The sequence below is a fragment of the Kribbella sp. NPDC058245 genome, from assembly GCF_042882005.1.
In the GTDB taxonomy this organism is placed as follows: domain Bacteria; phylum Actinomycetota; class Actinomycetes; order Propionibacteriales; family Kribbellaceae; genus Kribbella.
Map to the genome: position 1 here is coordinate 259,780 of NZ_JBHVWY010000008.1, position 21,355 is coordinate 281,134.

At 66.6% G+C, this 21,355-nt stretch carries 20 protein-coding genes; 8 read left to right on the forward strand and 12 right to left on the reverse strand.

What is annotated here, in order from left to right; all coding sequences use genetic code 11:
* The first annotated feature begins 5 nt into the window (after positions 1–5).
* The 6 genes from ACFVWG_RS20815 (at position 6) to ACFVWG_RS20840 (ending at position 7,528) form a co-directional block, all read left to right on the forward strand.
* Complete coding sequence (locus ACFVWG_RS20815) at positions 6–1,226, forward strand: hypothetical protein (protein ID WP_391544977.1); 1,221 nt, start codon at positions 6–8, stop codon at positions 1,224–1,226.
* Positions 1,223–2,641, forward strand: a complete 1,419-nt coding sequence (locus ACFVWG_RS20820) for an SCO6880 family protein (protein WP_391544978.1) — start codon at positions 1,223–1,225, stop codon at positions 2,639–2,641. Before ACFVWG_RS20815 ends, ACFVWG_RS20820 begins: the two co-directional genes overlap by 4 nt.
* Positions 2,642–4,048, forward strand: a complete 1,407-nt coding sequence (locus ACFVWG_RS20825; RefSeq protein WP_391544979.1) for an ATP-binding protein — start codon at positions 2,642–2,644, stop codon at positions 4,046–4,048. It abuts the gene before it with no gap.
* Positions 4,049–4,053: 5 nt separating this feature from the next.
* Positions 4,054–5,808 carry a type IV secretory system conjugative DNA transfer family protein gene (locus ACFVWG_RS20830; protein ID WP_391544980.1) on the forward strand — a complete coding sequence of 585 codons (1,755 nt, stop codon included), beginning with the start codon at positions 4,054–4,056 and terminating at the stop codon, positions 5,806–5,808.
* Entirely contained in the window at positions 5,805–6,170 is a 366-nt protein-coding gene (locus ACFVWG_RS20835) for a hypothetical protein (RefSeq protein WP_391544981.1), read from the forward strand. Before ACFVWG_RS20830 ends, ACFVWG_RS20835 begins: the two co-directional genes overlap by 4 nt.
* 728 nt (positions 6,171–6,898) lie before the next feature.
* Positions 6,899–7,528, forward strand: coding sequence for a flavin reductase family protein (locus ACFVWG_RS20840; protein WP_391544982.1), 630 nt, complete (start codon positions 6,899–6,901; stop codon positions 7,526–7,528).
* On the opposite strand, the gene ACFVWG_RS20845 is transcribed toward ACFVWG_RS20840, so the two are convergent.
* Positions 7,512–8,699, reverse strand: coding sequence for an ABC transporter substrate-binding protein (locus ACFVWG_RS20845; RefSeq protein WP_391545095.1), 1,188 nt, complete (start codon positions 8,697–8,699; stop codon positions 7,512–7,514). The genes ACFVWG_RS20840 and ACFVWG_RS20845 overlap by 17 nt on opposite strands.
* Between ACFVWG_RS20845 and ACFVWG_RS20850 the strand changes: the two genes are divergently transcribed.
* Positions 8,640–9,365 carry an alpha/beta fold hydrolase gene (locus ACFVWG_RS20850; RefSeq protein WP_391544983.1) on the forward strand — a complete coding sequence of 242 codons (726 nt, stop codon included), beginning with the start codon at positions 8,640–8,642 and terminating at the stop codon, positions 9,363–9,365. The genes ACFVWG_RS20845 and ACFVWG_RS20850 overlap by 60 nt on opposite strands.
* Before the next feature lie 86 nt (positions 9,366–9,451).
* Here the strand turns inward: ACFVWG_RS20850 and ACFVWG_RS20855 are convergent, their stop codons facing one another.
* The 3 genes from ACFVWG_RS20855 to ACFVWG_RS20865 form a co-directional block, all read right to left on the reverse strand.
* Entirely contained in the window at positions 9,452–10,264 is an 813-nt protein-coding gene (locus tag ACFVWG_RS20855; protein ID WP_391544984.1) for a hypothetical protein, read from the reverse strand.
* 151 nt (positions 10,265–10,415) lie between these two features.
* Complete coding sequence (locus ACFVWG_RS20860; protein WP_391544985.1) at positions 10,416–11,648, reverse strand: MFS transporter; 1,233 nt, start codon at positions 11,646–11,648, stop codon at positions 10,416–10,418.
* Positions 11,649–11,780: 132 nt separating this feature from the next.
* The gene (locus ACFVWG_RS20865) at positions 11,781–12,683 is read right to left on the reverse strand and encodes a LysR family transcriptional regulator (protein ID WP_391544986.1); all 903 of its coding nucleotides are present in this window, start codon (positions 12,681–12,683) and stop codon (positions 11,781–11,783) included.
* A gap of 208 nt (positions 12,684–12,891) precedes the next feature.
* Between ACFVWG_RS20865 and ACFVWG_RS20870 the strand changes: the two genes are divergently transcribed.
* Complete coding sequence (locus tag ACFVWG_RS20870; protein WP_391544987.1) at positions 12,892–14,613, forward strand: CocE/NonD family hydrolase; 1,722 nt, start codon at positions 12,892–12,894, stop codon at positions 14,611–14,613.
* A gap of 91 nt (positions 14,614–14,704) precedes the next feature.
* Here the strand turns inward: ACFVWG_RS20870 and wrbA are convergent, their stop codons facing one another.
* The 8 genes from wrbA to ACFVWG_RS20910 form a co-directional block, all read right to left on the reverse strand.
* Entirely contained in the window at positions 14,705–15,328 is a 624-nt protein-coding gene (gene wrbA / locus ACFVWG_RS20875) for an NAD(P)H:quinone oxidoreductase (RefSeq protein ID WP_391544988.1), read from the reverse strand.
* 251 nt (positions 15,329–15,579) lie between these two features.
* Positions 15,580–16,350, reverse strand: coding sequence for an SDR family NAD(P)-dependent oxidoreductase (locus ACFVWG_RS20880; protein ID WP_391544989.1), 771 nt, complete (start codon positions 16,348–16,350; stop codon positions 15,580–15,582).
* 38 nt (positions 16,351–16,388) lie between these two features.
* On the reverse strand, positions 16,389–18,110 hold the full coding sequence (locus ACFVWG_RS20885; RefSeq protein WP_391544990.1) for a CocE/NonD family hydrolase: 1,722 nt from the start codon (positions 18,108–18,110) through the stop codon (positions 16,389–16,391).
* Between the two features lie 4 nt (positions 18,111–18,114).
* Positions 18,115–18,471 carry a YciI family protein gene (locus ACFVWG_RS20890; protein ID WP_391544991.1) on the reverse strand — a complete coding sequence of 119 codons (357 nt, stop codon included), beginning with the start codon at positions 18,469–18,471 and terminating at the stop codon, positions 18,115–18,117.
* A gap of 19 nt (positions 18,472–18,490) precedes the next feature.
* The gene (locus tag ACFVWG_RS20895; protein WP_391544992.1) at positions 18,491–18,901 is read right to left on the reverse strand and encodes a nitroreductase family deazaflavin-dependent oxidoreductase; all 411 of its coding nucleotides are present in this window, start codon (positions 18,899–18,901) and stop codon (positions 18,491–18,493) included.
* Positions 18,902–18,918: 17 nt separating this feature from the next.
* Positions 18,919–19,887 (reverse strand): zinc-binding dehydrogenase, encoded by a 969-nt coding sequence (locus tag ACFVWG_RS20900; protein ID WP_391544993.1) that lies wholly within the window; start codon positions 19,885–19,887, stop codon positions 18,919–18,921.
* Complete coding sequence (locus ACFVWG_RS20905; protein ID WP_391544994.1) at positions 19,884–20,387, reverse strand: nuclear transport factor 2 family protein; 504 nt, start codon at positions 20,385–20,387, stop codon at positions 19,884–19,886. The genes ACFVWG_RS20900 and ACFVWG_RS20905 overlap by 4 nt, the downstream gene beginning before the upstream one ends.
* Complete coding sequence (locus tag ACFVWG_RS20910) at positions 20,384–21,316, reverse strand: NADP-dependent oxidoreductase (protein WP_391544995.1); 933 nt, start codon at positions 21,314–21,316, stop codon at positions 20,384–20,386. The genes ACFVWG_RS20905 and ACFVWG_RS20910 overlap by 4 nt, the downstream gene beginning before the upstream one ends.
* Between the last annotated feature and the right edge of the window lie 39 nt (positions 21,317–21,355).

Sequence of the window (21,355 nt, forward strand, 5' to 3'; positions counted from 1 at the left end):
CCGCCGTGAGCTGGATCGAATGCCTCATCAACCCAAGCGCCTGCGTAGCCGCTGGCGCTGCCCAGAGCGCGGCCGACTCCATGTGGGCCTCGTTCGTCGACTGGATGGCCCGCGGTCTGACCGACCTGACGACCTATGTCTTCACTTCGTTCAGTGAGAGTACCTCGCCGCGGTTCGATCAGGAGTGGTGGCGCAGCAACCTCGATCTGATGATCGTGATCACGCTGCCGCTGCTGGTCGGCATGTTCATCTTCCAGTGCCTGTCGGCCGCCATCCGGCGAGAGCCTGGCCGGCTCGGGCAGGCCGTGATCGGCGCGGTGATTGGGACGGCCGGAGTACCGTTCGCGGTCGCTGTGGTCGCCGGGCTCGGCCGGGTTGTCGACCAGCTCTCGGTCGGCATCCTTGGTGGCAGTACGTCGACCATGACGGCACTCAAGCGGATGGTCAACATCACCGCTCTGCAGGCCATCCCCACGCTGGGTGGCTCACTCATCATCGCCGTGGTCCTAGGCCTCCTGGCCGTCATCGGGCTCTACCTGGTCATGCTGCTGCGTGAGGTCGCGCTGATCGCCTTCGTGGTCTTCGCGCCGGTCGCGATGGCCAGCTGGACCTGGTCGGCGACCCGGCACTGGCTGCGGCGGTGGATCGAGATCGTCGCGGCGCTGTTGTTCTCCAAGATCGCGATGGCCATGATCTTCACGCTCGGCCTCTCGGCGATCGGCAACGTGGGAGACGACGGCGACCCGAACCTCGGGACCTTCCTGGCCGGCGTCCTTCTCTTCGCGATGGCGGCGTTCGCGCCCATTGCGACGTACTCGTTCGTGCACTGGGCCGGTGACCACGCCGGTACGGCGATTCAGCTGGTGCAGCACGGATCTGCGGGTGCCTCTGCGTTGAAGCAGCGAGCGGATCAGGCTCAGCAGTTCGCGGCTTCTCACTTCGGCGGATCCAGTGACAGCGGCCCCGCACCAGTTGTCGGGCGCGACGACGAAAGCACCGACAAGACCTCGTCTGACGACGGTCACTCTGACTTCACGCCCGCTGCTGGACCCGACGTTGTTGTTGTCGAGAACACGTCGAGCGTCCCTAACGCGCCGACACCTCCGCCTCCTGATGCAGGCAGCTCCGCGACTGCGGTCGCCAGCAGCCAAGTCTCGGTCGCGGCAGGAGAGGCGACCCAGGTGTCAGACACCGCAGGTGAGTCCGAAGGAGGCGACCGACGATGAGTACCTCGCTGGCGACACGCTTCCCACGGCCAGACCGCAGCGCCGTACTACTGGGTCTGCGGCCGATCCAGGTGATCCTCGTCCTGGCCGCAGTTCTCATCGTCACCTTGGCACTGATCAACCAGCTGGTACCGGTCGCGATGGTGACCTGCGTGGCTCTGGCCTCGAGCTGTATCGCGGTGGCGTTCCTGCGAGCAGAAGAGATTCCGCTGCACCGTTGGCTGGCGCTGCGGTTCCTGCATCTGCTGCGGAAGAAGTCCTTCCGCGCCGATGTGCTGGCACCGCGCGAGCATGGCCGGCTGCAGCTGCCTGGTGAGGGCGGCGTATTGCGGATGCTGACGACCAATTCGGGTATCGGCCTGGTGCACGATCCTCGGCGCCGTCGGCTGATCGCGGTCGCGAAGATCGAAGGGCCTGCTCACCTGCTGCAGAACTCCGACGAGCAGGATCGCCGGGTCACGGCGTACGGGCAACTGATCGCGGGACTGTGCCAGAGCAACCGGATCGCCCGCGCCCAGATCCTCGAGCGGACCTTGCCGGACCCGGGTGACGAGCTGACAGCGTGGGCCAAGCAGCGGCAGGTGGATCCGGCCACGCCGGCCGGAGCGATCTACACCGACCTGCTCAAGCAGGCAGCTCCGGCCGCGGCGCGACACGAGACGCTTTTCAGCTTCGCGATCAACCTGGACGCGGTCTCACGCGAGGTCCGCAAGCACGGCGGCGGCATCCTCGGAGCGACCGCCGTACTCGAATCCGAAGCACGCGCCTTCCAAACCGCACTCGCAGCCGCAGGCGTCGCCGGTGTCTGGCTCTCCGCCAAGGAACTCGCAATGAGCCTGCGGGTTGCGTTCGATCCGGCGGCGACACGCACGATCCCGTCCTCGGCGGCGATGGAAGCCGCGGACGCCGGACCGCTTGCGGTCGACGAGAGCTGGGATCAGCTCCGCACGGACTCGTCGCTGCATCGTGTGTACGTCGTCACCGAGTGGCCGCGTGTCCGTGCGGCGCCGTCGTTTCTCGGGCCGTTGCTGCTGCGGCCGGGGATCCGGCGGACATTCAGCCTCGTGCTGCAGCCGATCCCGATGGCGAAAGCACTGCGCGACGCCCGCCGACACCAGGTCGAGCGCGTCACCGACCGGATGACGCGATCCAGGATCGGGCAGCTGGAGACCGAGGAAGACCGCCAGCTCGACGCGGACGTCGCGCAGCGCGAACGTGACCTGGCCGCGGGGCACGGGGATGTGCGCTGGCTCGGCCTGGTCGTGGTGTCCGGCGACACCGAGGAAGCACTCGACGACGCGTGCATGGAGATCGAGATCGCCGCCACGCAGTCGTTCATCGACGTACGGCGCCTTGTCGGGCAGCAGCTCGATGGGTTCATGGCCGCGGCCCTACCGTTCGGGATCGGACTCTGAATGAAGCAGCAATCCGCGTACTACGAACCAGACGGAACCGACCGGGCAACCCGACGAGCCAACCGCCGTACCCGCACCGATGAACCAGCTAGGCGGAAGACGCCGGAGGCCATGGAAGCCGCCTCGGGGCGGGGGAGTGGCCGGCGGTTGCTGGTCGACAAGCACCGGGCGACCACGCGGATCCTGCAGGTGGCCTACCCGTTCCTGGCCGAAGGCGGCATAGGGGCCCAAGGCACCTACATCGGATCCGACGTCTTCAGCGGCGGGTCTTTCGTCTACGACCCTTGGGTCCTCTATCAGGACCGTCTCATCACCAACCCCAACGTGCTCCTCGCTGGAGTTATCGGCAGCGGGAAGTCATCGACAGCCAAGGCGCTGATCACCCGTTCGCTCGCCCTCGGCCACAAGGCCTACGTGCCGTGTGACCCGAAGGGGGAGTGGACCTCCGTGGCGGAGGCGATGGGCGGCGCAACGATCAAGCTCGGCCCCGGACTACCGACCCGGCTCAACCCACTCGACGCCGGCCGACAGCCGAGCACCGTCGACGCCGACGAGTGGGCACGCATCGTCTGGTCCCGCCGACGGGCACTACTCGGCACGCTCGCCGAATCCACCCTCGGCCGGCCACTGGTCGCAGTCGAGCACACCGCACTGGATCTCGCACTCGAGGTCGTCTCGGTACAGAACCCGAGTCCGACGATCCCTGACGTCGTCGTTGCCCTGTTCACACCTGATCCGCGTCATGCCGAACGCGCCGGCTTGAAGACTGCGAGCTTGGTGAATGACGGCCGCGAGGTCGCTCACGCGATCCGGCGACTGGTCCACGGCGACCTGTCGGGCATGTTCGACGGGCCGTCGACCACCGAGTTCGATCCCAGCCTGCCGATGGTCACGTTGGACTCGTCGTGGCTGAGCAGCGGCGGCGACGACCAGGCGCTCCGGCTGACCCTGGCCTGCGCTTCCTCCTGGCTGGAAGCCGCGGTCGCCGACCCGGCCGGCGGCAACCGCTACATCGTGTACGACGAGGGCTGGCGCGTCATGCGAGACCAGGCACTCCTGCGCCGGATGCAGGAACAGTGGAAACTCTCACGCGCCTGGGGCGTCTCGAACATCCTCATCGTCCACCGCCTGTCCGACCTAGCCGCTGTCGGTGACATGGGCTCCGAAGCACGCGCACTCGCCGAAGGACTCCTCGCCGACTGCTCAACCCGCATCATGCTCCGACAAGAGTCCGACCAGCTGGGCCGAACGGCGAGCCTGCTCGGGTTGACCGATGTCGAGATCGCCACGATTGCGAAGCTCCCGAAGGGACGTGCTCTGTGGCGGTTGCCTAGTCGCTCGTTCGTCGTCCAGCTGATCCGCCACGCCCGCGAGGTCGAGCTCTTCGACACCGACGCCCGGATGTGAACCCGTTGAACCAACGATCCGGTCACGACCTGACCGACACCATCTTCATCGCCGGCGCAGTCGCCTTCGCGTTCGCTGGCGTCCTCTACCTGGCCGGTGGCCTCGCGAGCCTCGGTACCACCGGCCACTGGGTCTCCACACCATGGATCGACGCCCTGCGAGTCCCCGTCCACGCGGACGACCCTGCAGCCGCGTTCGGACTGTCAGCTGCTGAGTTCGGCCCCGTGACGTACTGGTGCATCTTCGCTGTCCTGCTTGCGACGCCGCTGGCCGTCGCGTACGCCGGAACGCGGATATGGCAGAACCGCAAGGCGTCGACGGCCAACCGCGCTCGGGTTGTGGCCGCGCGCCCTGGGCTCGCCGGTCGAAGCGAGATCGAAGCTGCCGTAGGCCGCGCTCAGGTGATCCGCCGAGGCCGATCCGCGCGGCCACAAGCCCGTGCCAGCTCGCCGTACGCCGCAGGCACACTCCTTGGCCACGCGCGTAGGCGTGAGTGCTGGGCGTCGGTCGAAGACTCCAGGATCGACGTCGGCCCACCGCGCTCCGGCAAGGGCCTGCACCAGATCATCGGCGCGATCATCGACGCACCAGGCGCCGTCGTCACCACCTCAACCCGTCCCGACAACCTCGCCGCAACCCTCGAGCTACGCCGCGCAATCGGACCAGTCGCAGTGTTCGACCCACAAGGCCTCGGCCGGGTCGAAGGCATCCGCTGGTCACCCGTGCGCGGATGCGAAAACCCCACCACCGCCATCGTCCGCGCCAGCGGCCTGGCCGCCGGAGCAGGCTTCGCCAAGGGCAACGTCAGCGACGCCGCGTTCTGGCACGGCCAGACCGAAATGGCCCTGCGCGGCCTCCTGCACGCCGCCGCGCTCGACGACACCGGCATCGGCCAGCTCTACCGCTGGAGCCTCGAACCCGCCTCCGCCATCGAAGCCGTCGGCATCCTCAACCGCTCCACCGACGCCGCCGAAGGCTGGGGCGACACCCTCGACGGCATCGTCCGCATGGACGGCCGCACCCGCGACGCCATCTGGGCCGGCGTCCGCTCCGCCCTGTCCGCCCTCGCCGACCCCGCCGTACGCCGATCCTTCGACCCACCACCCGGCGAAGGCCTCGACCCGGCAAGCTTCATCCGTGACTGCGGCACCATCTACCTCCTCGGCACCGGAGCCGGCGCATCCGCCACCTCAGCCTTCATCGCCGCCCTCCTCGAAGACATCACCGAATCAGCTCGCCAACAAGCCGCCCACAACCCCGGCGGCCGACTCGAACCACCCCTAGCGCTCGTCTTCGACGAGATCGCCAACCTCTGCGCCGTACCGTCCCTGCCATCACTCATGGCAGACGGCGGCGGCACCGGTATCTCGACCCATGTCGTCATCCAGTCCCTGGCCCAAGCCCGTGAACGCTGGGGCGAGCAAGCCGCCGCGGCCATGTGGGACGCCGCCACCCTCCGCCTCATCCTCGGCGGCTCCGCCCAACCCCGAGACCTCCAAGACCTCGCCGCCGTCTGCGGCGAACGCGACGAAGAAATCCGCAACTGGAGCAAGGGCCCCGACGGCGGCCGCACCACCTCCACCAGCACCCGGCGCCTGCCCATCCTCCCGCCCGACGTCATCCGCACCCTCCCCTTCGGCACAGGCATTCTTCTAGCCCGCACCGCCCCACCCATCCTCCTCAACATGACCCCCTGGACTGCCCGCCACGACGCCGACGCCATCCGCCTCAGCATCGCCCGCTCCACCGACCTCCCATGAACTACGACGAACTAGGCAGATCGCTCGGCTTGCCTCCGACTGACCCGTTCGTAGTCCGCTGGCGGGACCTGGACGCCGACTCAGTGTCCGATGAACTGGAGCGGCTCGCCGACTGGGTGAAATGGGTCGCCGACCGCTACGGCATGGATCACAAGGTCATTCCGCTCTGCTGGAATGCACACGGCGCTGTCGTTGAAGAGCTTTCAGCCTTGCGCACCTTCTGGGAGTACTGCTTCCAGGACGACGCGGCTCCTTCAGATCCACTCGCATTCCATCGGGACCTGACACTTGCCGTACGCCGGCTACGGGAGTGGACATCGCTCCTCGGTTGTACACGCACTCAGAACCGCGGCCAACCATGAGCCTCTGGCGAGGCGAGGCGGATCTACGCCTGCGCTCGGTGGATTCGCCTCGAACCCGAGCAGCCAGCCCGCAGGGCGAGGAACTTCGGCGTGCAGACGACAGCAAACATCTTCACCAGGATCAACTCACTGGACGAGTCCTGGGCTCAGCGACTCACTGATCTCCCGCCGCGCCTTCTAGCGACCCCTGGGTGAGTCCAGCGAGCAGGGGCTAGGACCCGTGTGGTGTGAATTGGCCGGCTTGCCGTGCGAGATTCATTTCCGCCCAGCCACGACGCTCTCCGCCCGGCTGGCCCCGTCGACAGCGGGTTCCCTACAGATGTTGGAGTCGGCGGTCGAGGGTTGCGGCGGTCGTCCGTACGCAATGTGGTCGGCGCTGGGCATCGTGGTCGCGTGAATGCAGAGTCAACGATGACGCGAGTGGCCGGTGTCCGCCAGGCGGCCGATCGGATCGTGGAGGTGCTGCTGGAAGCCGTGGACGGATCGCGATTGCCTGGTTGGGAGCCCGGTTCTCATCTTGAGGTCGAGTTGGCCGAGGGGCTGATCCGTCACTACTCGTTGTGTGGCGAGCCGGACGGCGGTCAATGGCGGATCGCGGTGCTGCTCGAAAATTCGGGTCGTGGCGGATCGTGGCATGTCCACCACCGTTTGCGGGCCGGTGATCTCGTCCGAATCGTTGCCGTCCGCAACAGGTTTCCGTTCGCCCTCGGAGCGGAGCGGAGCGGTTCGTGTTCGTTGCCGGTGGCATCGGGATCACGCCGATCCTGCCGATGCTTGCCGTCGCGGCGGAAGCGAAGGCTGACTGGAGTCTTCTCTATCTGGTCCGCGACCGTGGCGCGGCTGTGTACCTTGACGAGTTGGACAGGTACGGCGACAGAGTCCATCTGCACTCCGACAGCGCGTTCGGAATGGTCGACTTGGAGCATGAACTGACCAGTCGCGGCGGCGAAGGAGCCGAGATCTACGGCTGCGGGCCGCGGGGACTGCTGGACGCACTCGACCGGTACGGCGCCAAGCACCGTGGCGCGCGCATCGTCGTTGAACGGTTCTCTGCGCGGCCGACCGAAACCGCCGGGAACGAGCAACCGTTCACCGTCGTGACCAGCGATGGAGCCGAGTTCGTGGTCGGCACCGGTCAGTCGATTCTGGCCGCGGCGGCCGACGTCGGCATCGTTATTGCGAGCTCTTGCCGTGAGGGCTACTGCGGGACCTGCGAGACCAAGGTGGTGGCAGGTGAGCCCGAACATCGCGACGACTTTCTCTCCGAGGAGGAGCGTGCGGGCGGCCAGCTCATCATGCCGTGTGTGTCCCGTGCCAGAGGATCGCGAATCGTGCTCGACCTCACTTGGTCGACTTGAGGAAGTGAATCCAGTTACCAGTGCTGACGTCCATGAAGTCGGGCTCCTTGGTGAAGGTTGCGCCCTGGGCGACGGCGAAGACGAAGTTCGGCTGCGCCAGCCCGACGTATGGGAGGTCGGTGGCCATCGCCTGCGTGATCGACCGCATCGCCGTCAGCCGTTCAGCCTGATCGGTGCTGGAGTCGAGCACCTGCAGCGCGCTCTCGGTCGCGGGCGTCGAGAACCGTGAGGCGTTGTAGGGATTGGTCTTGCCGACCATGTACGGGTACCAAGAACGCGGATCCGGCACCACGGCCGCGATGCTGAAGAAGCCGAGCGCCGGCACCTTGCCGACGAAGATGTCGCCGATGAAGTCGTTGAGCCGCCGCGACACCGTGATCCCGATCTTCTTCAGGTTCTGCGCCAGACTCAGCCCGACCAGCTTGCCCGCGGGAGAGTAGTACTCGTACTCCGTCGTGAAGCCCTGCGGATACCCGGATTGAGCGAGCTCCGCCTTGGCCTTCTCCAGATCGAACCCGTACTGGGTGAACGGCGCATCCAGCTCGTCCTGCTTCTGCTGATCCGGCGCGATGCGTTTCAGCACCTGCGACGGAGTGAGCGCGTGGGACGACTGAGCCTGGTCGCCGTAATTGGCCGCCAGCAAACCCTTGACGTCGGTCGCGTAGGCGAGCGCGCGGCGTACATGGAGGTCGGTGAACGGCGCGACCTGCGTGTTCATCGTGACGTAGTCGAGGTACAGCGTCGGAGACGAGTAGAGCGTTGCCCCCGGGACCGACTTCCAGGTGTTCGCGGTTTTGACGTCGAACAGCGCGACGGCGTCGAGCTGGCCCGAAGGCATTGCCAGCTGAGCCGCATTGTCGTCGGCGATGGCGGTGAACTTGACACTGTCGGCGGCGGGCTTCGCACCGGAGTACTTGTCGTTGCGTGTCAGGGTGACGCCGTTGGTGTCGAACGAGCTGACGGCGTAGGGGCCCGTGCCGATCGGTGGCGCCTTACTCGTGCCCAGCTTGTCGCCCTGCTTCTGCCCGTAGGCCTTCTGCTGGACGAACGAGATGATGGCCAGCGTGCCGCGGGCGGCGTTGTTGGGCTGCCTCAGCTTGATGGTGACCTGGTGATCGCTGCTCGCCGTGACGGCGGCGAAGGGAAGTCGTCCAATCGGCCGGGCCGCCAGGTCGTCGACGCCGCCCGCTGGACAGAGCGGATCGCGGACGAGCTAGGCCTGGGCGAACTGGCACTGCTCGGTACGTCGGGCGGCGGACCGCATGCCGCGGCAGCGGCCGCTGGGCTAGGGGATAGGGTACGGCGCCTTTGTCTCGTGGCCGGGTTGGGCCCGGATGAGATGCCTGGGTTCGATCCGGCGGCCGGGATGGTGGCCGAGACCCGGCAGGAGATCGCGTGTGCTCGTGCGGGGGAGACGCCGCTGCGGGTCTTCATCGACGAGTTGATGAAGCGGCCAGATCCGCTTGATGACTGGCTGTCCCAGTTGCCGCCGTCCGATGTCGAGATCCTCGGCCGGGGTGAGGTCCGGCTCGAGGACCAGGCGATCCAGTCCGAGGCGATGCGGCAAGGCCCGGAAGGATGGATCGAGGACGACCTGGCCCTGTTCCACCGGCCGTGGGGCTTCCAGCTGAGTGACGTCACGGCGGAGACCCTGCTGCTGTACGGATTCGAGGACGTGCTGGTGCCTGCCAACCACGGCGACGCCTACGTGATGGAGCTCGGGCACGGGCAGCTGGTGAAGATTCCCGACGCAGGCCACTGGATGCGCGACTACGAATCTGACGTATTGAATTGGCTGGTGTCACCGGCTCAGGGGCCGGCAAGGATCATCGGCTAGCCCGGCCCTTGGTCTCGAGGCCAAGCGAGCAGCGGACCCTGCGAGGTGTCCGCTGCTCGGTTGGCCGCGGCGGATGAGCAATTCGGTCAGGACTGCGGCAGCGCCTTGATCCTGTACGTCGTACTGCCTGGGAGTAGGAGACTGCCGTCGGCCTGGAGGTTCCATCGGAAGGCGGACGGTGGGAGTTGGGCGACTACCCGCTTCTGGCTGGTTTCCGGGTCCAGTTGCCAGACCTCGCTGCCCAGGGCGAAGTAGATGCACCCGTCGGTGCCTACGGAGACCGAGGTCATCTCATAGCTGGTGGTGGTGACTGTCCGGGTTGTTCCGGTGATGAGGTTGGTGCGCTGGATGCGGTTGCCGAACATGTCGCCGGTGTAGGCGTTGTCTTTGTTGTCCAGGGCAATGGTTTCGGTGTAGCCGATGTTTGCGGCTAGCTTGCGTGGGGGTTGGTCAACCGTGATCTGCCAGAGTTCGCCGCTGCCGGTCGAGACGTAGGCTGCGCCTGCCGAGTACGCGACGGCGTGGAGTGAGGTCGAGTTGGTGAAGACGATCGACTTCGCGCCTGTCGTGAGGTTGACCTTCTGCAGTTGGCCGTTGAAGTTCGCGAGGTACGCGCTGCCTTGGTTGTCCAGGGCAAGACCGCGGAGGTTGCCGAGGCCGGTGGCGATCTGGGTGTTCTGGCCGGTCGAGGGGACGACCTTGCGGAGTTCGCCGTTCTGGTAGGTGATGAACAGGTTGCCGTGGCTGTCCTCGGCGGTGTCGACGGGTTCGCCGAGGCCGGTAGCGAGCTGGATACAGTTGGTTGAGGGGCATTTGATTTGAGGCGGTGCTGCTGCCGCAGCCGGGGTGGCGACCAGGCCTAGCGCGAACGCGGCAACAGCGATCGGGCGGATGATCATGGGGCGATTCCCATCCTGTAGAGGTGGACGTATCCACCTCTACACGGATGGCCGCCGACAACGGTTCACCTCACCTTGGCCTGGCCGGACTTGCGGCCGGTGGCGGTCGGGATGAGGGTCGGGGGACGGCAGCGGCAGCCGCCGACCAGGGCTATCGGGTGGTGGCGATCGATCGTCGAGCGACGACGATGGCGATGGCGGCGCCCACCGACAGCACGGTGGCGAATCCGATCATCGACGGCCGGAGCGCGACATGCTGGATGACCAGGCTGAAGGCGATCGAGGGCAGCCCCATGCCGACGTACGCGATGATGAAGAACATGGCGAGCACGCCGGCCCGCGAAGCCGGTACCGCCGCGATCGCAGCCTGGGTCACACCGCTCTTGATGAGGAGCCCCGCGCCGCCGCCGGCAAGAGCCGCAGACGTGAGCGCCAGCCAGAGCGTCGGCTGGTAGAGCGACACCGCGGTCAGCGCCAGCCCGATCGGGAACAGCAGCCCGCCGATCAAGAGCACCGTCGACTGGGCGAGTTTGCCGAGCGCGAGCTGCGCTACGGCTGACGCGGCGAAGGCAGCGAACGGCACAAGGCCGCCGACGAAGTATGAGGTGATGCCCAATTCGCCGCGGACGATGATGACGCCTAGCGAGGAGAACAAGCCCATCACTGCGAACGCAAAGAACCCGACAGCAGCTGCTGCGCCGAAAACTGCGCGCTGACCTGGACGCAGAGCAAAACGCAGCGGCCGGTTCTGGTCTGCCGCGTAGGTGTCGATGGTTTCGGGGCTGGCCAGCACCAGTATGAGAAGCCCCGCCATCAACGCTCCGAAGATGATGTACGGCGTACGCAAGGGCGAAGGCGCCCACTGAGCCAGTACTCCTGCTGCCAGCGGGCCGAGTGCGAGACCACCCAGATTGACAGCGGTCGCGACCAGTGCGGGAACGGGTGATCCGTCCCGACCGGGACGCGCCTCGTGGTAGAGGTCATTGAGATAGGCAGTCGCGGTCGACGCCATCAGACCGATAGCCACACCAGTCAGCACCCGGCCGACGATCAAGCCGGGCAGGTCAGGCCAGAAGGCCAGGACCGCATCGGCAAGAATGGCGACGAATAAAGCAGGGACGATGACCCGGCGGCGGCCCAGCCGATCGGACAGGTGGCCGAGCAGCCGGAAACTGGCACCCGTGCCGACGATCAGCGCCGCAAATGCAATGGTCACCGTCGTCGCGCCGAAGTTGTCCCGGACCTGGTAGAGCGGCCACAGCGGCGTTGGCACGGTACCGAATGCCATCAACGTCAGGAACGCGGCAGCAACGGACCAGAAACCGGACAGATGCCGCCGAGGGCTGGCCACCGCGACCCGGGACGAATGTGCAGCTGTACGCATTTCCAACCTCTCGCGAGTGAATGGTGCTTTCCATTCATGAGAACCTCTCGCTCGCGAAGGCCGATACCAGACTTCTTGGGCCTGGATGAGATGCCTTCCATCTCTCCTGGAGATCTCGAAGTTGGAGCCCCCTCAGCCAGCACCGTCGTGCCGCGCCAACATGCCAGCTGCGAACGCTGCGGCCGCCGGACTGGTCTCGGCGCGTGGCGGCAGGATCAGATAAAGGTGGCGGTCCATCTGGGCGCCGTCCACTCGGAGGTGCCGCAGCGGACTGTCGGGATCAGTCAGGACCTTGTACTGGAGTCCCACCGGGGTGAATCCGATGCCTGCACCGGCGGCGATCATCTCCAGTAGGACCTCCCAGTCGCCGGCCTCCGCGACGATCCGCCGGGTGATTCCGGCCCCAGCGAACAGCGCATCGCACAGCAGCCGCGCAGTCCAGCCCGGGGGCACATCGACGAAGCGCTCGCCGGCGAGGTCGGCGACCGTCACACGGTCACGGCGGGCAAGTTCGTGGTCGCTGCGGCAGGTCAGCGCAAGCGGCTCGCTGGCCAGCGAAGTAAGGCGCAGCCGGCCACGTTGCTCCAGAGCGGGTCCGATGGCGCAGTCGAGCTCGCCGTTCTCCACCATTTCGAGCATCAGTAGCGCAGCGGCGGGGCGCATCCGTACGTCGACGCCGGGGTGGTCGCGCAGGAACGCGCCGAGGTAGCCCGCGAACGGTACGAGGTACTGCGCTGACAGGGCGATGCCGAGGCGGAGCCGTCCCACGAGCACGTCCCGGGTCTCCTGCACGGCGCGACGGGCGGTTTCTGCCGCGCGCACCGCCTCGCGTGCCGGCGCCAAGAGGGCCTCTCCGGTGGCGGTGAGCCGCACCGGCCGGGTTCCGCGAAGGTACAGCTCGGTGCCCAGCTCGCGTTCCAGCGACTGGAGAGAGTTCGACAGTCCGGATTGCACGATCAGCTCGCGACGAGCAGCGGCGGTCACGCTGCGCTCTTCGGCAAGCGCGATGAAATGTCGTAGCTGGCGCAGCTCCATGCGCGAACCTCCATCTGCTGAGCGGATCGAGGGTATCTCCGCCTCCTGCCGATAACTCGGAGGACGGGCTTCTGGAACGTCGCAGTCGTTCTTCATCTGTCCCACAGATGACCGGCATCTGAGGCCGCTGTCGCGACAACCCTGTCGGGGAAGGCCTCGTCGCGGTTCATTGGTAGTGGCAACCAGACACCTACGTAGGGAGAACTTGATGCGCATCGATTGGGATGTGCCGATCACCATGGACGATGGCCTCGTCCTGCGGGCCGACATCTTCCGGCCCGACGCGGACGGACGTTATCCGGTCATCATGACCCACGGGCCGTATGCCAAGGGATTGTCGTTCCAGCAGGCGTTCAGGTTCGCGTGGTCGAACCTGGAGGCCGAGCATCCCGACGCGCTCGCCGGTTCGTCCAACCGCTACCAGAACTGGGAGACCGTCGATCCCGAGAAGTGGGTCCCCGACGGGTACGTCGTCATCCGCGTGGATGCCCGTGGCTCCGGCCGATCCCCCGGGTATGTCGATATCTTCTCGCCACGTGAGGCCCGCGACTATTACACCTGCATCGAGTGGGCCGGGGTGCAGCAGTGGAGCAACGGCAAGGTCGGCCTGCTCGGGATCTCGTACTACGCCGTCAACCAATGGCAGGTTGCCGCGCTGCAACCGCCGCACCTCGCAGCAATCTGTCCGTGGGAGGGTGCGACCGACTACTACCGGGAGTTCACCCACCACGGCGGCATTCCCAGCGACTTCCTCAGTCAATGGTTTCCACCGCAGGTGGAGGCGATGCAGCACGGGGTCGGCGACCGCGGCGCACGCAATCCGGTCACCGGAGTGCCTGTGGCCGGCCCGGAAACGCTCGATCCGGAGGTGCTCGAAAAGAACCGGGCGGACGTAGTCGCCGACATGCTCGCCCGCCCAACTCTGGACGACTACTACCGGGACCGGTCGGCCGACCTCGCCCAGATCACTGTGCCCACTCTGTCCGCCACTAACTGGGGTCACCACCTGCATACCCGTGGCGGCTTCGAGGGCTACAACGCCATCCCGGCCAGTCAGAAGTGGCTCGAGGTCCACGGGCAACAGCACTGGGTCGAGTTCTACACCGACTACGGCCTACGGCTGCAGAAACGGTTCTTCGGCCACTTCCTGAAGAACGAGGACACCGGCTGGCGCGACCAGCCGCCGGTTTACCTCAACCTACGTCGCGTGGACGGCACGTTCGCGCAGCGCGCCGAGGACGAGTGGCCACTGGCCCGCACCGCCTGGACAACATTCCACCTCGACATCGACCGCCAGCAACTGGACACGACACCGCCGCAGTCTGCGACAAGCGTCGACTTCGCCGCACTCGGCGACGGGGTCACGTTGTGGACGGATCCGTTGAGCGTGGAAACCGAGATCACCGGGCCGGCCTCCGCGCACCTGACCGTTGCCTCCAGCACCACAGACGCCGATCTGTTCCTCGTACTACGGGTACAGGACCCGAACGGACGGGATGTCACCTTCCCCGGTGCCATGGATCCAGAGGGCGCCATCGCGTTCGGCTGGCTACGCGCCTCGCTGCGCTCGACCGACCCGGCGCTCAGCACGCCGTACCGGCCGTGGCAGACCTACACCGAATCGCAGCCGCTCACGCCTGGCGAGCCGGTTGGCGTCGACATGGAGATCTGGCCGACGTCGGTGATCATCCCGGCCGGATACCGGCTCGGCGTCACCTTGTGCGGCCGCGACTTCACCTTCGACGGCGAAGGTCCATGGCCCGAAGCGTATGGCGTCCGCATGCGCGGCAACGGCATTTTCGTCCACACCGACGAACGCGCCCGTCCGAGCACGATCTTCGGCGGCACCACCACTCTCTTCACCGGCGGGCAGTACGCGTCCTCGCTGCTACTGCCGATCATCCCGGCAACCGGCCGTGCCGCTGGATAACCGTCGCGCGACCGGGTGCGTACTGGAGGAACGGCCGCCGGGCTGAAGTCGCTGGACTGCAGGCGGGCGGCCGTTCAGCCCTGCTAGGTGGTCAGCTGAGGCCTGCCTTGAGGGCTGCGGCGATCTTGACGACTCGGGCACCCTGGTAGGCGGCTGCGGTGCGGGTAGTGTCTGCGATGGGGATGTCGCCCTGGCCGGCGACATGGCTGGTGCCGTAGGGGTTCCCCTCGACGAACTTGATGGGATCGGTGTAGCCGGGGGCCACGAGGATGCCGCCGAAGTGGTGGACGGTGTTGTAGAGGGCGAGGAGCGTTGACTCCTGCCCGCCGTTCGCGGTGCTGCTGGAGGTGAAGCCGCTGTACACCTTGTCGGCGAGCTGGCCCTGCGCCCAGAGACCGCCGAGAGTGTCCAGGTACTGCTTGAGCTGGCTTGCCACATTGCCGAAGCGAGTGGGGGAGCCGAAGACGACGCCGTCGGCCCACAGCATGTCGTCCGGCGTTGCGACGGGAACGTCCTGGGTTTCGGCCGCGTGACTTGCCCAGCCGGCGTTGGAGGCGATCGCTTCGTCAGGTGCGAGCTCTTGGACCTTGAGAAGGCGGACCTCGGCGCCGGCCTTCTCGGCGCCTTCGACCACTGACTTGGCAAGTTCGTAGACGGTACCGGTGGACGAGTAGTAGATCACTGCGATCTTGGGCACGACAGGTGATTCGGACATGGTTGTTCCTTCCGTAGTTTCGCTCGATGGCCGGGCGGGCGCAGCCGCGCGGCTGCCCTGGAGCCACCGCCGAAGCCATCCGCGAACGCTGCCTGGAGTGGTCGCTGGCATGATCATCTTTCAATCTGTTTGTGCAAACAAATATATAGAACTTTGTCGTGCCCCGCAATGGAGCGAGGCCCGGACGGTCGGCGAGTGCGTGCGCCACGCTCGGGTTAGGCCACGGCAATCGCTGCAGGGGCCGGCCGCGGTCAGATCACAGAGAGGAGGCCGCCGTCGACCAGGAGGGACGTGCCGGTGATGAAGCTCGCGAGATCTGAACCCAGCCAGACGATCGCGTCGCCCACCTCGCTCGGACGGCCGAGGCGGCGTAGCGGCGTACGGAGTCGGAAGCCTTCGACCGCTTCGGCGACTCCCGGCGTCGTATGAAGCAGGTGGGTATCGATGACACCGGGGCAGACGGCGTTAACCCGGATTCCGTCAGGACCGAGGGCGTCGGCGAGTGACTTCGCCATCAGTACGACACCGCCCTTGGTTGTGGAGTAACCGACAGTCAGCGCGGAGCCGTTGATACCGCCCATGCTGCCCGTGATCACAATGCTTCCGGCTTTGCCCAGTTCGCGCATCTGCACGGCGGCGGCCTGCGCGCTGAACAGCACGCCCTTGAGGTTCACCGCGATCAGGCGATCGAAGTCTTCCTCCGTCACGTCCACACGGTCGGAGGCTGCAGTCACCCCCGCGTTGGCGACCATGATGTCGACTCCGCCGTACGACCGTGCGGCCTTGACCAGCGCGTCGACGTCCGCGCGCTTCGAAACATCGGTCGGGACGAACTGGGCGTGGCCTCCGATCGCGGCGATAGCGTCGAGGGTCGGCTCTCCGCCCTCTCGTGGCGTATCGACCAGGTCGGCGACGAGAACGGTCTTCGCTCCGTGCCGCGTCGCCGCGATCGCCGTCGCCCGTCCAAGACCACTCGAGGCGCCGGTGACCACCACCACCTTGCCCGCAAGGATATTGCTCATCTCACTCCGATCGGTTCGTGTCGTTGATGCGTCCGAGGTCACTGGATGGCTGCGTCAGCCTCCTTCCTGTGCAGGGAAGCAGGAATTACGGGGATCAGTAGGTGGGAGTCGTAGCGGCCGCCGGTGTGGATGGTGTGGCGTCCGCGGTTGCGATCAGAGGTGTGACCCGCGACGAAGGTCGTCGGCGGGTAGCTCTGGATGTCGGTGCCCTTCACCAGCACGCGAAGAGACTCGCCGGCCAGGTACGACGTACTTGAGGGCCACAATTCGATCTCGACCGGGACGATCTCTCCGGCAGTCAGTCGCTGTTCGCGACGGTGAGGATGCACCGGTTGCTCCGCAGTGGACAGTTCGTCGTCCAGTTCCCGGTGGGAGACGCGCTGCCAGCCGTGGGTGGCCTGCCCGTCGGACTGCAGCGTGAAGTACGGGAATGTCACCGCTTCCCCGGCCCGGTCGCGCTTCTGTACGGCGACGAAAAGGTCAGCGTCATCGGCACCGTCGGTGGAGATCCACAGCTTCAACTTGGCGTAGCCGGTGATCTCGGTGTCGGCAGGAAACGCGTAGTCGAAGACTGCGGTGATCTCCTGCGCGGTGGCGTCGTAGCTGACTGTCGTCTCGGGGTGCGACTCGGCCAACGAGGCCGACCGGGTCGCGGCGTCAAGGTACAAAGGGATGTGGGTGGTTCTGGCGATCGGCCACTCCTGCTCGTCTCGCCACTGACCGGAGTAGTACCGGTCCCTGACCTCGATCCGCACCGGCGGCCAGTCGTCGACCTCGTTGGGCAGGCCCTTCAGATAGCGGTCGAAGAACGCGATCTGCCGGCGGACGCTGTCGTCCCAGTAGTAGCGGGCCCACTTCTTGCGTCCGTGGACCTCCAGGAACTTGTGCCGTGAGCTGATCTTCCGATAACCCTCGAGACTTCCCCGGGTATGGATGCCGTGATCGGTCCAGCTGGCGACGACGTACGTCGGGACCTCGATGCGCTCGAGCACCGGCTGCTTGCTGCGCCAGTAGTCGTCGAGCAGTGGATGGAGCTCGGTGGCCTTGAGCCAGTCCTCGGCGCGCTGGTGTCCCCACATGGTCTTTCCCCGGCCCCAGGTCCGCATGAACTGGTCGTTGGGAATGCCACCGTGAAAGGCAACTTCCCGGTACGGGTCCGAAGCGCCGTCGTACGGGAGAATCGCCGCCAGGTGCGGAGGTGTAGTGGACGCAGCCTGCCACTGAGACCAGCCGAAGTACGACATCCCCGCCATTCCCACGCGGCCGTTGGACCAGGGCTGGGTCGCCACCCACTCGATGGTGTCGTAGAGGTCGTCGCGCTCCTGCGGACTCTGTACGGAGATGTCGCCCTCTGAACCCCAGGTGCCCCGCGGATCCACCACGAGCAGGCCGTACCCCTTGCTGCACCACACCACGGGGTCCGGACACTCCACGAGTGTGTGCTTGGAGAGCTTGTCCAGCGCGACCTCGCTGCCCTCGAACATCGCCCAGGTGACGAACCCGTGCTTGCCGTAAGGACTCCACACCACGAGGATCGGCAACTCGGCCTCGACTGTGTCCTCTCGATAGAAATCGGCGCGAAGGGTCAGTCCGTCGCGCAGGATGATCGGGAGGTCGTACTCGATGCGAAGACCGTCATCGACGACCTGGCGATGGTTCACGCCCTGGTAGCCGAACTCCTCCGGAGGGCGCGCAGGCGAGAAGACGTCGTCGGCCATTGCGCCGGCGCGTCGGCCTGATGGGCTGTCGGTGTGATCCATCGGGTCAGAGGATGCCGTGGTTGATCATCCACGGGACGATCTCGTAGGTGCGGGCGCCGGAGGAGTGGAGCGGGTCGGCGTCGGCCAGCGCGTGTGCCGCTTCGACGGAGTCTGTCTTGAACAGCATCATGCCGCCGCCCTCCCACTCCTTGCCGTCGGGCGTCCAGGGCGGCCCCGCCGCGATCTCGATGCCGTCGGCCTCCAGTTTCTCGTGATAGTTCAGATGCGCTTCGAGATGCTGAAAGACGGGATCCAGCCCGTGAGCTGCACGGGAGATGACGAGGTAGTACTGACGGGCCAGGTATCCCTTCTCCTTCGAGATGTCGATGATCACCTGGGCAGGCTGGCGGGTCGAAGCCATGGCGGCTCTCCGTTCAAGGTCAGGCAGCGATCGGTTCGAGGATGACCAGCGGGATCTCGCGGGTGGTCTTGCGCTCGTAGTTGTCGTAGTGCGGCCAGACGGCGGTCATCAGGGGCCAGAACTTGGCGCGTTCTTCGGGGGTGGCGGTCCGGGCTGCCGCCTGGAACCTGTTGGCGGCGACCTGGACGGCGACCTCGGGGTGGGCGAGCAGGTTGAGGTACCAGCTCGGGTGCTTGGCCGCGCCGCCGTCGGAGGCCACCACGAGGTACCGGCCCTCGGTCTGCTGGTAGATCAGCGCCGACTTCCGCTCCTGACCGGACTTGCGACCGCGGGTGGTCAGGACGAGCGTCGGTACGCCGTTGAGCCAGAAGTGGCCTTCCTGGCCGTTGGTCTCCTCGTAGCGGCGGATGTGTTCTGCGCCGTGCAGCATGGTTCGGCCTTTCGCGATCAGTCGGTGGGTGGGAGAAGGACGGCGGCGGCTTCGGGGATGCCGTTCTCGAGATCGTGGTGGGCTTGGGCCGCGTCGGCCAGGGGATAGGTGCGGACCAGACGCTTGCCGAAGGCACCGTCGTGCCAGGCCCGGAACAAGTCCGCGCTGGCCCGGAGCAGCGTCACGCGATCGGGGAGGTGTTCGCCGGTGCTCGACCTGGTGATCCGGATTCCACGACCTGCCAAGGCGATCGTGTCGATCTCAGGATCGCCTGAGGCGGCGCCGATGAGATCGAGGGTTCCGCCGTCGCGCAACGCTGACACCGCTTCGGCGAAGGTTGCCCGGCCGACAAGGTCGTAGACGACGTCTGCCTTCCCGCCGACAGTTGCCATCGCCTCCGCCAACTGCCCGGTGCCTGCGACCACAACGTGCTGCAGGCCGAGGGATTGCGCGGCCTCGACACGCTCTGCGCTGGCTACTGGTGTAATCACCTCGGCACCAAGGTGCTGGGCCCAGGTCGCGAGCAGGGAGCCGACGCCACCGGTTGCGCCGGTCACCAGGACGACGTCTCCAGGCTGTACGGCGTGAACCCGGTACAGCCGGCCCCAGGCGGTCAGTCCTTTCGCGAGAAGGGAGGCAGCCTCGGTGGCACCGAGATTGTGTGGCAGCGGGATTGCGTCGGCGGCTGAGAGGAGCCGGGTCTCCGCGTAGGCACCGAGGGAAAAGTAGTAGCCGACCCGGTCACCGACCGAGATTGATTCGACCTCAGGGCCTACCGCGTCCACGGCGCCCGCGCCTTCGCCGCCGATGACTGCCGGCAGCGGGAGCGGGAATCGGCCGCTGCGGAAGTAGGTGTCGACGAAGTTCACCCCGATGGCTTCCTGCCGGATCCGCAACTGGCCGACGCCGGGTTCGCCGACTGTCTCCGCTTCGTACCGCAGGTTTTCCGGGTCTCCGGGTTCATAGAGTCGTACGACGGCGCTCATGCTGAGGTGGTCCTCTGATCGAAGGGTTGTTGTGCGGGCCGGCCGATGACGAACTGGTCGAACCGGTCGACGAATGGGTCCGCAGAGGCTGTCTGGGAATCGACACTGAAATCGCGGGCAGCGAAGTACCAGCGGTCGTCGATCTTCGTGTAGCGGTCGCGATAGATGCCGGTCAGGATCACTCCGGTACCAGGCGCTGTGCCGGTCCGAAGCACCATCAGAAAGCTGGTGCCGACTGCATCCAGCCCGTCGCCGTCGATCAAAGGTGGTGAGGACCAATGCCGGATCTGCCCCGCAGCGATCTGGAAGAAGCGAGCGGCGAACTCACCGATCGCCTGGCGCCCCTCGAACCGCTCGGCCGGCTCGCCCGGCAGCCCCGACTCCGCGAAGAACGCGTCCGCCGCGAAGCAGGATTCGAAGGTAGTGCGGTCCGCGAGGTCGAGCGCGACGCTGTACCTGGCGAGCAGTTGCCGGATCGCCTCGTAGTCCAGCGCGGTCATCGCCACAGCGACCCCGCCGAGCCGATGTGGAGTACCCGCTTTCCCGCGCCGTGCCGCGTGGCGACGTCGCGATAGGCCTGCTGTACCTCATCCAGTGGGTAAGCAGCGGCGATCGGGATCCGGAAGTCGCCGGCCGCCGCGAGTTGGGCGAGGTATTGCCAGTCGGCCGGTGTCGTCTGCTCCTGGGCCGCGTGCCGGACGCCGTACCGCCTCGTCGCGGCCGGGTCGGCGATGGTGTTGATGCGTTCGGGTGCGACGCCGAGGTCGACCGCCAGTTGCACGTATCCGGCGCCGAAGTTGTCGAGGAAGGCGTCGATGCCGTGCGGCGTCAGGGCGATGAGGCGGTCTCGCAAACCTTCGCCGTACTCGACTGGCTCGATGCCGAGTTCGCGGAGGAGCCCGGCATTCGCACCGCTCGCCGTGCCGATGACCCGGGCTCCTCGGAGGCGGGCCAGTTGGCCGGCGATCACGCCGACGCCACCGGCGGCCGCGGAGACGACCACCGTCTCGCCGGGGCGTGGAGCGACCGCCTCGACGGCTGCCCAGGCGGTCGCGCCGACACCGGGGATGCAGGCAGCCTCGTCCCAGGCCAGCGTCGGAGGCTTCCTGATCACCAGTCCCTGGGGGAGTGCGACGAGCTCAGCCTGCGCCGCGCGTGGTGCGAAGCCGATCACTTGGTCGCCCGGAGCGAAGGTCGATGAGCCAGGCTCTTCGACGTACCCCGCGAAGTCGTTGCCCTGCCCTTCGGGAAAGGTGGCCGGCCATAGCGCCGCGAAGGCGCCCTCGCGAATGCTGATCTCACCCGGGTTCAGCGCGGCTGCGACCACCCGGACGAGGACGTCGTCCGGACCTGGCGTGGGGCGGTCGACCGACACGACCTCGAGCACCTCGGGGCCCCCGTACCGCGCGAACTTCACCGCTCTGGACATCTTCCCAGCATACCCTAGTATTTGCGCGCACAAACAAGT